The 14,191-nt window shown below is 74.1% G+C and carries 15 protein-coding genes; 4 read left to right on the forward strand and 11 right to left on the reverse strand.

From position 1 onward, the window contains the following. The first annotated feature begins 416 nt into the window (after positions 1 to 416). Positions 417 to 1,205 carry a sugar phosphate isomerase/epimerase family protein gene (locus tag ACWEVN_RS39305; RefSeq protein ID WP_452054664.1) on the forward strand — a complete coding sequence of 263 codons (789 nt, stop codon included), beginning with the start codon at positions 417 to 419 and terminating at the stop codon, positions 1,203 to 1,205. Here the strand turns inward: ACWEVN_RS39305 and ACWEVN_RS39310 are convergent. From ACWEVN_RS39310 to ACWEVN_RS39345, 8 genes are all read right to left on the reverse strand, one after another. Further along, on the reverse strand, positions 1,189 to 2,058 hold the full coding sequence (locus tag ACWEVN_RS39310; RefSeq protein ID WP_452054665.1) for an NADP-dependent oxidoreductase: 870 nt from the start codon (positions 2,056 to 2,058) through the stop codon (positions 1,189 to 1,191). The two genes, ACWEVN_RS39305 and ACWEVN_RS39310, sit on opposite strands and share 17 nt — an antisense overlap. A gap of 1 nt (position 2,059) precedes the next feature. Further along, a complete protein-coding gene (locus ACWEVN_RS39315) occupies positions 2,060 to 2,650 on the reverse strand; it encodes an HD domain-containing protein (protein WP_449682465.1) in 591 nt (196 codons plus the stop codon). A 92-nt stretch (positions 2,651 to 2,742) separates the two neighbouring features. Then, positions 2,743 to 3,402, reverse strand: coding sequence for a lytic polysaccharide monooxygenase auxiliary activity family 9 protein (locus ACWEVN_RS39320; RefSeq protein ID WP_452054666.1), 660 nt, complete (start codon positions 3,400 to 3,402; stop codon positions 2,743 to 2,745). 264 nt (positions 3,403 to 3,666) lie between these two features. Continuing rightward, positions 3,667 to 4,425: an MBL fold metallo-hydrolase gene (locus ACWEVN_RS39325; RefSeq protein WP_452054667.1), complete on the reverse strand. Its 759-nt coding sequence runs from the start codon at positions 4,423 to 4,425 to the stop codon at positions 3,667 to 3,669. Between the two features lie 53 nt (positions 4,426 to 4,478). Then, a complete protein-coding gene (locus ACWEVN_RS39330) occupies positions 4,479 to 5,090 on the reverse strand; it encodes a DUF3618 domain-containing protein (protein WP_452054668.1) in 612 nt (203 codons plus the stop codon). After that, positions 5,087 to 5,521 (reverse strand): phage holin family protein, encoded by a 435-nt coding sequence (locus tag ACWEVN_RS39335; RefSeq protein ID WP_452054669.1) that lies wholly within the window; start codon positions 5,519 to 5,521, stop codon positions 5,087 to 5,089. The genes ACWEVN_RS39330 and ACWEVN_RS39335 overlap by 4 nt, the downstream gene beginning before the upstream one ends. Next, on the reverse strand, positions 5,521 to 6,402 hold the full coding sequence (locus ACWEVN_RS39340; RefSeq protein WP_452054670.1) for a hypothetical protein: 882 nt from the start codon (positions 6,400 to 6,402) through the stop codon (positions 5,521 to 5,523). The genes ACWEVN_RS39335 and ACWEVN_RS39340 overlap by 1 nt, the downstream gene beginning before the upstream one ends. 171 nt (positions 6,403 to 6,573) lie before the next feature. Beyond that, complete coding sequence (locus ACWEVN_RS39345) at positions 6,574 to 7,038, reverse strand: SRPBCC family protein (RefSeq protein ID WP_449687693.1); 465 nt, start codon at positions 7,036 to 7,038, stop codon at positions 6,574 to 6,576. A gap of 108 nt (positions 7,039 to 7,146) precedes the next feature. On the opposite strand from ACWEVN_RS39345, the gene ACWEVN_RS39350 reads away from it, so the two are divergent. Genes ACWEVN_RS39350 through ACWEVN_RS39360 form a run of 3 tightly spaced genes read left to right on the forward strand, consistent with a single transcriptional unit; the run spans position 7,147 to position 9,095 of the window. Beyond that, positions 7,147 to 7,527, forward strand: a complete 381-nt coding sequence (locus tag ACWEVN_RS39350) for an STAS domain-containing protein (RefSeq protein WP_449687694.1) — start codon at positions 7,147 to 7,149, stop codon at positions 7,525 to 7,527. Positions 7,528 to 7,557: 30 nt separating this feature from the next. Further along, positions 7,558 to 8,367, forward strand: coding sequence for a nucleotidyltransferase family protein (locus tag ACWEVN_RS39355; RefSeq protein WP_452054671.1), 810 nt, complete (start codon positions 7,558 to 7,560; stop codon positions 8,365 to 8,367). Next, positions 8,364 to 9,095 carry a metallophosphoesterase family protein gene (locus ACWEVN_RS39360; protein WP_449687696.1) on the forward strand — a complete coding sequence of 244 codons (732 nt, stop codon included), beginning with the start codon at positions 8,364 to 8,366 and terminating at the stop codon, positions 9,093 to 9,095. Before ACWEVN_RS39355 ends, ACWEVN_RS39360 begins: the two co-directional genes overlap by 4 nt. A gap of 31 nt (positions 9,096 to 9,126) precedes the next feature. Here the strand turns inward: ACWEVN_RS39360 and ACWEVN_RS39365 are convergent, their stop codons facing one another. From ACWEVN_RS39365 to ACWEVN_RS39375, 3 genes are all read right to left on the reverse strand, one after another. Then, a complete protein-coding gene (locus ACWEVN_RS39365; protein ID WP_452054672.1) occupies positions 9,127 to 12,294 on the reverse strand; it encodes a BTAD domain-containing putative transcriptional regulator in 3,168 nt (1,055 codons plus the stop codon). A gap of 150 nt (positions 12,295 to 12,444) precedes the next feature. Continuing rightward, complete coding sequence (locus ACWEVN_RS39370; RefSeq protein WP_452054673.1) at positions 12,445 to 13,587, reverse strand: cytochrome P450; 1,143 nt, start codon at positions 13,585 to 13,587, stop codon at positions 12,445 to 12,447. 181 nt (positions 13,588 to 13,768) lie between these two features. Further along, positions 13,769 to 14,128: a hypothetical protein gene (locus ACWEVN_RS39375; protein WP_449687699.1), complete on the reverse strand. Its 360-nt coding sequence runs from the start codon at positions 14,126 to 14,128 to the stop codon at positions 13,769 to 13,771. Positions 14,129 to 14,191 lie beyond the last annotated feature (63 nt).

A 14,191-nucleotide genomic window follows, 5' to 3' on the forward strand; every position in this document is an offset into this window, starting at 1 on the left:
ACGTGTGCACTTCCTATCAATACGCCGGGCGGGGGTCCCCGCGCCCGTGGTGATCACGGGCGCGGGCACCGGCCTGCCCGCGAACGGCGGGGGTGCGGTGAGCTCGGGAACGGCGGGGGTGTGGTGAGCTCGGGAACGGCGGGGGTGTGGTGAGCTCGGCAACGGCGGGGGTGTGGTGAGCCCGGCAACGGCGGTGGTGCGGTGAGCTCGAGAACGGCGGGGGTGCGGTGAGCTCGGGAACGGCGGCGGTGTGGTGAGCCGGGGAACGGCGGCGGTGCGGAGACCTGTCCGCGAGGTCGGGTGCCGTTGCCCGGCGCGAATGTTCGCAGCCAAGGCCCCCAGCCATCCGCCACCGGCCGCTCCCACCGCGGCGGAAAGCGCTTACACTCGCCACCAGCCGAGCGGGGAGGGCGTCGATGGGGTGGCAGTTCGCGGTGAGCACGCTGGGCCTGCCCGGCATCCCCCTCCGCGAAGCGGCGCGCACTGCGAAAGCCCACCACTGCGCCGGCCTCGAACTGCGCGTCCACCCCGACGAAGAAGTCCACTTGGGACTCTCCGCCTCCTCCCTCGACTCCGTCCGATCCCTCCTCGACGGCGAAAACCTCGCCGTCTCCTGCCTGGCCGGCTACGCGAAAGTCGCCGCTCCCGGACCTGACCGGCCCGTCATCGACAAGCTCAAAGCCCTCATCACCCTCGCCCACCGCCTCGGCGCCCCGCAAATCCGGGTGTTCCCCGGCGGCGAACCTGACGGGGACGGAACTGCCGAACCCCGCATCGCCGCCGTCCTCGATGATCTCCGGGATGCCCGGGTGAAGCTGCTCGTCGAGACCCATGATTCGCACCCCACCGGGGCCGCCGCCCGGACGCTCGTCGACGGGTTCGGTGCGCCCGATCTCGCCGCCGTCCTCTGGGATGCCGTTCACCCCTGGCGGGCCGGCGAACGCCCCGCCGTCACCAAAACCGTGCTCGGTCCCTACCTCGGCTACTTCCAGGTCAAGGACGTGCAGAGCCGCGAAGCACCCACCCCCGTCCCACCGGGGGAGGGGGCCGTTCCGCTCGGTGAATGCGGTGATCTGCTGCGTTCGTGGTCCGGCTGGGTGTCACTCGAATGGGAAAAGGCCTGGTACCCCGACCTCCCGGCGGTCGACGGCCCGTTGCGCGCCGCCAGGAGCTGGTTCGATCGGTACGTCACGCCGTCCGGATGATCGTCCTGCCGCGCGTGCCGAACGCCGCCGGGGCTTCCACCAGCGGGCGTACCGTGTCGATCCGGGGGCGGAGGCGGCCCTCACGGACGCGCTGGGCCAGGTCCGCGAGGCGGGCCCGGTCCGGTTCCACGACGAAGAAGATGCCCGGCCCGCGCGGCGGCTCGGCCACCGTCACCAGGGTGCCGCCGTCGCGCACCAGGGCCGCCGATCGGTCCAGGACCTCGCCGCCGAGGACGTCGAGGATCAGGTCCACCTGTCCGATGTCCGGCGAAAGCGGGTCGAAGTAGGCCTCCGCGCCCAGGCCGAGCACCGTGTCCCGGTCGGCCTCGCGGCCGGTGCCGAGCACCCGCGCGCCCGCCTCGCGCGCCAGCTGGACCGCCAGCGAGCCGACGCTGCCGGCCGCGCCGTGGACCAGGACGGTCCGGCCCGCCGTGAGGCGCCCGTGGTCGAATAGCGCCTGGTACGCCGTCAGCCCGGAGATCGGCAGGGCGGCGGCCGTGACGTGATCGACGTCGGCCGGCAGCGGCGCGAGGTTGCGCGCCTCCACCGCCGTGTACTCGGCCAAGGAGCCGTTGCGGGCCCAGTCGGCCATGCCGAAGACGCGCTGGCCGACGGTCAGGCCCGTCGTGCCGTAGCCCAGTTCCGCGACGACGCCGGACAGCTCGTGGCCGGGGACGCTCGGCGCCCGGTCGCGGCCCGCGCGGTCGGTCCAGGTGGCCGGCCAGGTCAGCTCGCCGGGGGTGAACCCGGCCGCGTGCACCCGGACGACGACGTCGTTCTCGGCGGCGTGCGGGTAGGGCAGTTCGGTGAGGGCCGGTTCGGCGGTGCGATCGGCGACGGTGACGGCTTGCACTTCAGTTCCCTTCGAGCGGGTTGCGGGCCATGCGGGTGGCGAGGTCGTTCTTCATCGCGGCCGCCGCCGAGCTCTCCGGCTTGCGGGCCGCCTGGTCGCCGAAGCAGCGGAGGAACTCCGCCACCAGGTCCAGCCGCGGGTAGCGGTCGAGCACCTCCGCGCGGAAGCCGGCGGGCAGATCCGCGACGTCGCGCCCGGCGATGTCGGCCGCCGCGGCCCTCGACAGCAGGAACCCCTCCGGGTCTTCGGCCGGGTCGACCTCCGCGTGCATGTGCCGGACGATCACCTCCGCCAGCCGCGCCCGGCGTGCGGGCGGCCAGCCGGCGCCGGCGGCGAACACCCACGCCACGTGCCCGCCGGCCACCTCGAACGGCACGGTGTGGCTGTCGAACTCCGCCGCGAGCCCGGCGTCGTGCAGCATCGCCGCGACGAACAGCAGCTCGGCGTCGAATGCGACGTGGTGGACGTCGCCGAGCGCGACGGCCCAGGCGTAGACCCGCATCGAATGGTTCAGCAGGGACGGCGACGAATAGGCCGTCGCGACCTCGATGGCGTGCCCGCAGTCCGGGCCGCCCGGCAGGGTGAGTTCCATACCCTGAGCTTACGCCTTGCGTTACGATCAGAGTCTGTAACGTATCTAACGCCGGAATCCGGGCCGCGGGGACCTCCCGCGGCCCGGGCCGGTCAGCGTCCGGAGAAGTTCACGTCACTGCAGAAGTAGTACGACTGGTCGAGGTGGCTCGCCTGCCAGATGGTGTAGACGACGTGCCGCCCCGTCCGGGAGCTGGCGTTCACCGCGACCTGGTACTGCCCGGCGGGCGCGAGCTTGCCCGTTTGGGCGACCAGTTCGAGGTTGCCCCAGCCGAGCGGCTGGGTCGCGGGGTTGAAGCCCTGCTTGGTGATGTACACCAGCAGGTAGTCGGCGCCGTGCTGGGCCTGGTCGGTGATGGTGAGGGTGAACCGGTTGTCCTTGTCGGCCGTCTGCCACGCGCCGACCGTGTCGAGCGCGTTGTACCGGGGCGCCTGCGTGCGGCCGCCGCTGCACAGCGTCCCGTCGGGGATGGCGCCCTGGTGGTTGCCCTTGACGCCTTCGCGGTAGAGCCCGTTCCAGTTCCACATCGCGTTCGGGTCGGCCTGCCAGGCCTGCCAGCACATCGGGTCCTTCGTCGCCATCGCGGGGTTCTGGAAGTCGCTGCCCCAGCGGTTCCAGCAGCCGTAGTTGCGCGACGGCGGGTCGGTGGCCGAGCCGTGTGCGTCGGCGACGCCGGTGAACACGCCGCCCAGCAGCACGGCGGCGAAGGCCGTCACCACCAGGGAGAGCAGAGTTTTGCGTCGGGGAACCACGCTGTCCTCCTTCGTCGGGGCCGGATTCGGGAGCGCTCCCAAGCTCGTGCCGGCCGACCATACGCGGCCACGTCCGCGCCCGGCCAGCGCGTGATCTCCGGAAAGCGTGGTGAGACAGCGCTTTCCGGCACGCAGGCGAACTGAACGGTCACTGAACGGCGGAAGGCCGCGAGGTCCGGGCCGCCCGATCGGTCCCGGGCCCGGGGACGCCCGGTGAGTCACGGGGCGGCCGGCTGCTCCGGGCGGGTGTATCCGGAAAAAATGTCACGGAGAACCCGGGGGTCCGTTGAGGACTGGCCGTGGCCGATGGTTCGCCGAGCTGCACCGGAACCGGGCGGGTGGCCGTGAACCGCGGTCACAACGCCAGGAATTCGCCTCGCTGCAGCAGCTGCACCCGCGTTTTCGGGCGCCGCAGGCGGCGCGCGTGCCGCCCAGGTGCACGACGGCGAGGTCGAGGTCGGGGAAGTGCGTGCGGATGGTCCGCAGCTCGTCGTGGATCACCGTGTCGCCGCTGAGGTAGATGCGCAGCGGCTCGGCCTCCGGCGTTGCGCGGTACTCCAGGACGCTGCCCATCACCGGCGGCAGCACCCGCTGCATCGGGCCCGGCGCGTGCCGGGCGGGCACCGACGTCACCGTCAGCCGCGCGCCGGCGTCCGAGAAGGTCTCCGCCGTCCACGTCGGGAGCGGGAGCGGTGCGTGGAAACCGCGGCGCAGCAGGCGGGTCGCCGCGTGTTCGGTGGTCAGGATCGGGGTGTCGCGGGGGAGTTCGCGGGACGCGATCCGGTCGAAGTGGTCGCCGTGCAGGTGGGACAGGATGACCGCGGTCAGCGGCGGGAGATCGGCGGGCTGCAGCGCGGGTTCGGTGCGCCGCCGGGAAAACAGGCCCTGGCCGAAGGAGGACCACTGGCCGCGGTGGAGGAAGTTCGGGTCGGTGAGCAGGGTGAACGGGCCCAGCCGGAGCACCGTGGTCGCCGTGCCGACGAACATCAGCGAGTCGCCGGCGGGCGGGTCGAACGGGGACATCGCCGTCCTTTCGCGGGAGGTGGGGCGCGGCCGGGCGGCCGCGCCCCGCGGCCTCAGCTCTGCGAGCGCACGTTCTCCCGGGCTTCCTGGGCGCGATCGGTGACGTCGCCGGTCGCCGACCGCGCTTCGTCCTTCACCGTGGACGCCGCGTCGGCGGCTTCCGACTTCACCGACTCGGCCGCCTGCTGGACCGGTTCGCGCAGGTTTTCCTTCAGCTCCTCGGCCGCGTGCTGGGCGACCGGGGCGACGTGCTCGCGGGCGAGGTCGGTCGCCTGACCGGCCAGCCGGCGCTCCGGCTCGCTCGCCGGCAGCAACGACGACACGAGCCAGCCGGCACCGAAGGCGATCAGGCCGGCGGCCAGCGGATTGCCCTGCGCGCCGCGCCGGATCGACTGCGGTGCCTCGCCGACGGCGTTGGCGGCCGAACTCACCTTGTCCCCGGCCGCCGAGGCGACCGAGCCGGCCTTGTCACCCACCGTCGACGCGTGGTCGGACGCCGTGCCCATGACGCGGTCCCGGGCATTGCCGACCGCCGTCCGCACCCGGCCGATCCGGCGTTCGACGATCCGGCCCGGGGTCACCTTTTCGGTGAGGGCGTTCACGTCGGTACTGAGATGGCGTTGCGTACTCTCGATTTCGCGGCGGATCCGCTCCGGTTCGGTCATGGTCGTTCGCCTTTCAGTGCGTCGGGAACCTGCTGCAGGGTCTCGACGGTGCGTTCGGGTTTCGGGTTGGCGCGGCGGACTTCCCGCCGTCCCGTCGCGTAGAGCACGGCACCGGCGATCGCCCACACGACCGCGACGATCAGCGCGGCCCAGCCGGAATCCATGACGTTCGCCAGGCCTTGCCACAGGGCGATGGAGAGGAACAGCACGACCAGGTAGCCGGCGAACCCGGCGCCGCCGAGCATGCCGGCGCCCTTCGCGGCCTTGCCCGCCTCGGCCTTGACTTCGGCCTTGGCCAGCTCCACTTCCTGCCGCACCAGGGTGGAGAGGTCCTTCATGACGTTGGACATCAGCTCGCCGACCGAAGCATCGGCGACATCGACGGGTTCACCGGCGCGGGGCACGGGCCCGGGCCCGGGTGCTTGGGTCATCACGGCACCTGCCCCGGCGCGGAGAAGCGAGGGCTCGGCTGGGGCAGGCCTTCCGGCGGCGTGGGCGCGCCGGGCCCGCCGGGACGGCCCGGCTGGGGAAGGTCGCCCGCGGGCGGCGCGGCGTGGCTGCCGGGGGTTGCGCCCGGCTGGGGCAGGCCTTCAGGGGGCTGCGGCGCGTTGTACCCGCCGGGCGCCGCGCCCGGCTGGGTCGGCTGCGGAAGGCCTCCCGCGGGCTGCGGTCCGTTGTAGCCGCCCGGGGCCGCATATCCCGGCTGCGGAAGGCCCTGCTGAGGCACCGGCTGGGGCACCGGGGGCGTCGCGGCCGGGCCGGCGTGCGGCTGCGGGACGTCCGTCCGGTCGTTCGACTCCTTCTGCTGCGCCACCACGCCCCGGGTGAGCCGCCCGACCAGCGCACCGGCCACCGCCGCCCCCACCAGGAACGTGCCCGGGCGGCGGCGGGCGAAGCGGCGGACCTCGTCCAGGAGATCACCCGGCTCGCGGTGCTCGAGCCAGTCGGCCACCGAGCGCGTGCGGTCCGACACCTGGCGCGCGACGTCGCCGGCGAGGCCGGGCGAATCCGTCTGCTCCGCCATCCGCTCCAGCTGACCGGCCAGCTGGTGGAGGCCTTCGGCCGCCTTGCGCTGGCCGTCCCTGGCCTGCGACTGCAACTGTTCCCGGCCTTCGCGGAGCAGGTCGCGCGCTTCGCTCTGGGCGTGCGCGGCGACGTGCTTCGCTTGGTCCGCGGCCGTTTGCGCGACTTCGCCACCCCGGTCGGCGGCCGTCGAAGCCACCTCGCGGGCCTCGTCCTTGGCGGTTTCCGGCATCGACGGCGAACCGCCGCCCGGTTGCGGCGGTGACTGACCGCCGGGTCCCTGCGTCATCTCGACCTCCTGCGGGAGAGGCACTTCCGCGCCCACGTGGATGCCGATGGGCGACCACCGGCCTGGTAGGGCGGCTGGCTACCCGGGTGGTCCGGGGATAAACCGGGCGCCGGCGGCAGCGAACCGCCCCCGTCGTCCCGGTGACGGCGGGGGCGGCTGCGGGCCGGTCGGTCAGTTCCCGGGGCGGGCCACGTCGCCGCGCCAGGCGCCGGTTTCGCGGCCGCCGCGGTCCTCGATGAAGGTCTTGAACCGGCCCAGGTCGCCCTTCACGCGGCGGTCGAGGATGCCGAGTTTGTCGGCGACGTTCTCGACGAAGCCGTCCGGGTCGATGTCGAGCTGGGCGGTGACGCGGGTGTGCCGGTCGTCGAGGCGGTGGAACGTCACGACCCCCGCGTGCGTCGGGCCGGAGTCGGACTTCCAGGCGACGCGCTCGTCCGGGTGCTGCTCGGTGATCGTCGCGTCGAACTCGCGGGTCTGCCCGCCGACGCTGATCTTCCAGTGCGTGTGGGTGTCGTCGAGCTGCCGGATCTCGTCGACACCCTCCATGAACTGCGGGAAGGACTCGAACTGCGTCCACTGGTTGTAGGCGGTGGTGACGTCGGTCTCGACATCGACGGATTCGGTCACGGTGCTCATCGCCGGCTGTCCTCTCCTCTGGGCGGCTGGTCCGCTCCGGTTACCCGGCAAATCGATGACAAAACGATGCAACCGATCTAGGGTCGGCAGCGACGGAAGGGAGCACCCGTGACCGACGACGGGACGTCCACACTCACGGTGCGCGTCCGCACCGTCCCCGAGGCCGTCGTCGTCGCGGCAGCCGGCGATCTCGACCTCGGCACCGCGCCGGTGTTGCGCGCCCGGGCCCGCGCCGCGCTGGCCGGGCGGCCGGGCGCGCTCATCGTGGACCTGGCCGCGATCACCTTCTGCGGCTCGGCGGGGCTGCAGGTCATCGCCGAGCTGGCCGGCGAGACGGCGGCCGCGGACCTGCCGTTCGCGCTGGTCGCCGACGGACGCCCGGTGCTGCGTTCGCTGCAGGTCACCCGCATGGACAGCACGCTCGCGCTGCACCCCACGGTCGACGGCGCCTGCGCGTGGCTCCGGGAGCGGCCCGCGAACGGCGGTTAGGGCCGCGCCGGTCGCGGGTAACCCTCCGCCATGGAAGCGGAGGCGCTGCTGCAGAGCCTGACTCGCGTCGTGACCACGCTCGACGGCACCGGCATCCGGTTCGCCGTGGCGGGCGGGCTGGCCGTGTACGCCCGCGGCGGGCCGCCGTCGGACCACGACGTCGACCTGTTCCTCAAGCCCGGCGACGCGGAGCGGGCCGCGGAGGTGCTCACCGCCGCCGGCCTGCGCCGCGTGCACCCGCCGGAGGACTGGCTGACGAAGGTCTACGACGGCGACATCCTCGTCGACCTCATCCACGGCCCCAACCACCGGCCGGTGACCGACGAGCTGCTCGACCGCGCGGCGCTGATGCGCATCGGGTCCACCGCGGCGCCGGTCGTCTCCGGCACCGACCTGCTGGTGGACAAGCTGCTCGTGTTGAGCGCGCACCGGTGCGACTTCGCGCCGCTGCTGCGGATCGCCCGCGACCTGCGCGAGCAGGTCGACTGGACCGACGTCGCCGTGCAGGTGTCGGCGTCCCCGTACGCCCGGGCGTTCCTGGCGCTGCTCGGCGACCTGGCCGTGATCGACCCGAAGGAGGCTCTCGTGCCCGAACCACCGCAATACCTCGTCGCCCGGCTCAGCCGGGCCCTCGCCGAAGATCCCCGCACCGCCGAGCTCGGGGTGCACGTGACCGTCCGGGGCGAGCACGTGCACCTGACCGGCGAAGTCACCTGCCCGGCGCGCAAGGAGGAGGTCGACGCCGTCGTCGGCGAGTACCTGACCGGGGAGCTGGTGCACAACGACGTCCGGGTCGCCGACGTCCGCGAACCGGCGAGCGCGGAGGAGATCGGCCGATGAGGATCGCCGCGGTCGGGGACGTGCACCTGGGCGAAGATTCCCGCGGCCTGCTCCGGCCGGCCCTGGAACACCTGGCGGGCACCGCCGACGTCCTGCTGCTGGCCGGGGACCTCACCCGGCACGGCACCGTCGAGGAAGCCCGGGTGGTGGCCGAAGAACTCGCCGGGCTCGGCGTGCCGATCGCCGCCGTCCTCGGCAACCACGACCACCACAGCGACTCCGGCGAGATGATCTCGAACCTGCTCCGGGAAACCGGCGTCGACGTGCTGGAAGGCGACGCGGTCCGGTACGACCTGCCGGACGGCTCCCTGGGCGTCGCGGGCGTCAAGGGCTTCGGCGGCGGGTTCGCCGGCAAGTGCGCCAGCCGGTTCGGCGAGCGGGAGATGAAGGACTTCGTCGAGACCACGATGGCTTCGGCGGATTCGTTGCGCAAAGCGTTGCAAAGCCTCGGCACGGACGTCGTCGTGGCGCTGACGCACTACGCGCCGATCCCCGGGACGCTGCACGGCGAGCCACCCGAGATCCACCCGTTCCTGGGGTCGTACCTGCTGTGCGAGCCGATCGACGAGGTGGGCGCGGACCTGGCGCTGCACGGGCACGCGCACTTCGGGTGCGAGCAGGGCGTGACGCCCGGCGGGGTGCGGGTGCGGAACGTGGCGCAACCGGTGATCCGGAAGGCGTACGCGCTTTACGAGCTGCACCCGGCCGAGCTCTCCACGCGGCGTTGACGGTCTTCGCGGGGGCGCTTGCGGCCGGCGGTCACTGGGCCAGCAGCGCCCGCACTGCCGCCAGCACCGGGCGTTCGCCGGCCGTGGCCAGGATCCGCTCGGCCGTGTGCCAGCACTCCCGGGCCGCGGCGGGGCCGGTCAGGCTCAGGCGGGCCTGGCCGAGCACGACGAAGGCGTACGCCTGGCCCAGCCGGTGCCCGCTTGCCCGGAACCCGGCGATCGCCTGTGCGGCCAGACGTTCCGCCTCCTCGGGCGAGCCCGCGTTGAACGAGATCCACGCCAGGCTGGTCCGGGCCTGCTCGGCCAGCAGCCGGAAGCCGCCCTCCTCGGCTTCGCGCAAGGCCGCCGCGCCGTGCGTGGCCGCATCCACTTTGTCCACAGTGGACAGACCGAGCAGGGTGGCGATCCGGCCGCGGAGGTAGCCGATCTTCTCCGCCAGCCGGTGGGCTTCGGTGTATTCCGCCAGCGCCGCCGCCGGGTCGCCCGCCTGGCGGTGGAGGTCGCCGAGCGCGCCGAGGGCGTCCACCTCGAACCGCTGGTTGCCCGCCTCGCGCGCCACCGTCACCGCCAGCCGCGCGGCGGGCCACGCCCGATCGAGGTCGCCGGTGACCCGGTGCACCGCGGCGAGCCGGACCAGCGCGTCCGCCTCGTCGTCGCGGGAACCCAGCTCCCGCAACGCTTCCAGGGCCTCGGTGAGCACGGCCCTGGCGCGGGCCAAGTCGCCCGACACGCGGTAGCCGTACCCGAGGTTGCACAGCGCGATCGCCGCCGCGTGCGGTGAGCCGAGCCGGCGGCAGAGGTCGAGGGCGCGCTCGTTGTGCCCGACACCTTCGGTGAGCCTCCCGTGTTCGATGAGCACGGCCCCGAGGTTGATCAGCCCGTTCGCCGCCCGGATCGACGCGCCGCTGCGCAGCGTCCCGGCCAGCGCCGCGGTGAAGTACTCGATCGCCCGGTCGAGCCGGCCGAGGTCCAGGTGCACGACGCCGAGCGCGTGCAGCACCGAGTCGGCGCCTTCGCGGGCACCGGCGGCCCGGTAGGACGCCTGGGCGGCTTCGAGTTCCGCCAGCGCCGTCTCGTAGTCCCCGCGGCTCCAGGCCAACGCCCCGAGGCTGTGGCGCATCGCGCCGGCGGCCCGCTCGTCCCCGGCCCGGCGCGCGGCGGCCAGCCCGGCGGTCGCGGCCGCCTGCCACTCCGCGTCGAGGCGGTGCGAGTGGAAGAAGCCGCGCAGCAGGTCGGCGGCCCGCCAGGCGAACGGCCCCTGCTCCCGCCCGGACGTCCAGCGGATCGCGGACAGGACGTTGCCGTGCTCGGCCAGCAGCCACCGGCGCGCGTCGGCCGGCTCGACGGCCTCGCCGTCTTCGGGTGCGTCGGGCAGCCGTTGCAGGTCCGGGTAGAGCGCGGTCGCCGCGCCGGCCGCGGCCCGCAGGTAGTACCCGAAGAGCCGGTCGAGGGCGGCCGCCCGCTCGGCCGCCGGGAGGTCCTCGCGTGCCCGCTCGGCGGCGTACGCGCGGATCAGGTCGTGCAGGCCGAACCGGTCGCCGCCGCGGGGCTGCACGAGGTGGCTCGCGGCCAGTTCCCACAGCAACCGGCGGGCCTGCGGCGCGGCGACCCCGGCCAGTGCCGCCGCGCCCGCCACCCCGATGTCGGCCCCGGGCACCAGCCCGAGCAGGCGGAAGAACCGGGCCGCGGCGGCGGAAACGGCGTCGAAGGACAGGTCGAACGCCCGCCGGACGCCGAGCTGTTCGAGGTCGGGACCGGCCAGTTCGGCGAGGTAGCCGTGCAGCGACCGGTCCGGCCACAGCGCCAGGTTCGCCGCGGCGATCCGCAGGGCCAGCGGCAGCCCGGCGCACAGCCGCACCAGCTCGCGCGCGGCCGATTCCTCGGCCGCGACGCGCTCTTCGCCGACGACCGAGGCGAGCAGTGCGAGCGAGTCGTCCGGCGGCAGTTCGGCCAGCTCCACCAGCCGGGTGTCCACGGTGGCGGCGAGGCCGCAGAGCCGGTCCCGGCTGGTGATCAGCACCGCGCAGCCCGGGCTGGCGGGCAGCAGCGCGCGCACCTGGTCCGGCCCGGCCACGTTGTCCAGCACGATCAGCACCCGCCGGTCGGCGAGCACCGAGCGGTAGAGCGCGGCGGCGTCGGCGAGCTCGGTCGGCACCTGGCCGGGCCGGACGCCGAGCGCGTGCGCGAACCGGGTCAGCACCTCCAGCTGCGCGAGCGGCGGGACCGCCGAGTAGCCCTGGAGGTCGGCGAAGAGCTGACCGTCCGGGAAGTACCGCGCGGCGCGGTGCGCCCAGTGCACGGCGGCGGTCGTCTTGCCCACCCCGGCCGGCCCGACGAGCAGCGCGATCGGCGGGTGCGGCCCGGCCGGCCCGCCCACCAGGTCGTCCAAAGTGGACATGAGCGCGGCCCGGCCGACGAGCGTGGCGACGGCCGGGGGCAGCTGCCGCGGCCGGAACTCCGGTTGCGCGGCGGGCGGTTCGTCGGGGGTCTCGTCGGCGAGGACGGCCCGGTGGGCGCGCCGCAGCCGCTCGCCGGGCCCGATGCCGAGCTCGTCGGTGAGCATCCGGTGCACCTCGCGGTAGGCCTCGAGGGCGTCGGCGCGGCGGCCCGAGCGGTGCAGGGCCTCCAGGTACAGCGCCCAGAAGGCCTCCCGCCACGGGTGTTCGCGGGTCACCCGCGCCAGGTCGTCGGTGACCTCGCCGGACCGGCCCAGTTCGAGGCTGACCTCGAAGTACCGCTCCTGCGCCCGCAGCCGCTCCTGCTCGACGTCTTCCCGGTTCAGCACGTCGGCCGGAACATCGGCCAGCACGGGCCCACGCCAGCAATCGAGCGCGGCGGCGAGCAGTTCGCGTTCGGTGTCCGGATCCGGCTCGCCCGGCGCGGCGGCGACGAGCTCGCGGAACCGCAGCAGATCGTGCTGCGCGGACCGGACGCGCAGCAGGTAGCCGGTGGGCTGCGTTTCGATGACGCCGTCGCCGAGCGCCCGCCGCAGCCGGAGCGCGTGCACCTGGATGCTCTTGCGCGCGGTGTCCGGTGGGTCGTCGCCCCAGAGCAGTTCGGTGAGCCGTTCGAGCGACACCGTGGTGTTCGCCCGCATCAGCAACGCCGCCAGCAGGGCCCGCACCTTGGGCCCGGTGATCGGGACGGGTTCGCCGTCCCGCAGGACCTGCAACGGTCCCAGCACCCCGAAGCTGAGCACTCTGTTCCGCACCCCCCGCTGACCGGACGAACCGGTCATCCCGCCGAGAGGGTAGCGGGAATCCGCCGGTGGGGCCGTATGGGCTGCACCACGGAGGGTGAGAGCGGGCTTCCCGGGGGCGGCTCGAGTGGAGGGCGGGTGGGTGGGTGGTCAGCCGCGTCGGATGGGCTGCACCACCGGCGGCGACAGCAGCGAGCCGAAGACCGGCTCCGGGTCGATGATCCGCAGGTCGAAGCCATCAAGCGAATCGGCGGACTCGAGGACCTTCGCCGTCGCCTGGTTCACGAACCGGGAGCCGACGCAGGCCGCGCTGCCGAAGCCGTACGGGAGATACCTTGCCTTGTGGCCCTCCGGCGGCGCCGCCCAGCGGCCCGGGTGGTACTCGCCCGGCTCGGCCCAGACCTCCGGGTCACGGTGCAGCAGGTACGTGCACAAGTACAGCCGGTCGCCCGGGGCCAGCGGGATGCCGCCCAGCTCCGTCGCCGCGGTGACCTTGCGGGACAGCAGCCAGGCCACCGGCCACAGCCGCAGTGCTTCGCGGACGCGGTGGGCGGCGGGCTCGGTCACCGGGACCGGCGGCAGGGTCGTGCCCGCCGGGGTGCCCGGCCGCCAGCCTCGGTCGAGCAGGACCGTCCAGGCGACCACCATCGCCGCGGCCCGGCAGACCGCGCCGACCAGGCCGTGCAGTGCCAGCGCGACGTCGTCGGCCGAGCCGAGGGCGGTGCGCAGGGCGTCGGGCAGGGGCTCCGCGCGGCCGGCGGCCCAGCGGTGCAGGGCCGCGTCGGCCCGGCTGTGCGCGAGGCGGCCCCGGAGCCGCCGGAGGGTCGTGCTCGTGCGGTCGAGCCCGTCGGACGCCGCGAGAGCGTCCTGCAACGTCTGTCGGGCCCGCGTGGGCAGGCCGGGGAAGAGCTGTTCGCCGAAGAGCCGCAGGTAGCACGGCGCGAGCGCGCCCGGCCACGTCTCACCGGCCTCGGCGGACCGGCGGAGCTCGGTGCCGATCCGTTCCGCCGGCACGGCCTCCCAAGCGCGGTCCAATTCCCGCGCCAGCGCGGCGTTGACCGGACGGCTGCGTTCGGAGCCGGGCACCCATCCGGCGACGGCCCCGAACGTCGCCGCCTTCGCCTCGAACGGCGTCGTGGTCCCGGCCAGCGCCGTGCGGACCAGTTCCGCGCCGGACACCAGGTACCGGCCCGGCTCGAACCGGCGGATCGCGACCCCGTCGCCGGCCCACCCCTCGAGGGCGGCGCGCGGGTCGGTCGGGAACGTGCCGGGCTCGGCGGTGGCTCGGCGCACGGAGGCCTCCCGGGTGAAGCCCCGCGACCGGGGCTGGGGGACCCCGGCCGCGGTGGTCATCAGTAGATCTCGTAGTAGAAGCGCCAGGCGGCGCCCAGCTCACGAGTGCGCAGGCTGCGCGCGACGGAACGGGTGAAGAAGCGAAGCGTCCTCATGGTGGTTCTCCTTCTCTTGCCGGGTGCTACCAGCGCAGGCCGATGTTGGACGAACCGGCGGGACCGGAGACGACGCCGTACAGCCACTGGGCCGGCACGCCGCTGCAGGTCCAGGACCGCGGCGGGTCCACGGCGCTGAACCCGGAGCGGCAGACGGTGCCGTTGCCGTTGAGGACGGCCCACTCCGCCCCGCCGCTGCCGTGCACGTCGGCGTCGACCGACAGGGTGCCGCCCGGGAACCAGACTTCGCTCGTCTGGCAGGAACTGCCCGCGCACGTCGACGAAGTGCCGCCCTGCACGGTGGCCAGTGCGGCCGGTGCGGCGAGCGCGAGCGCACTGGCCGCGATCGCGCCGACGACGGCGGCGCGCTGGGTTGATCGGTACATGTCTGCCCTCTCTCCCTGAAGCGGAAGGGGCGGGCGCTGCAGGTTCCCAGCCTGCAGCGCGCG

This window comes from Amycolatopsis sp. NPDC003861 (assembly GCF_053605405.1).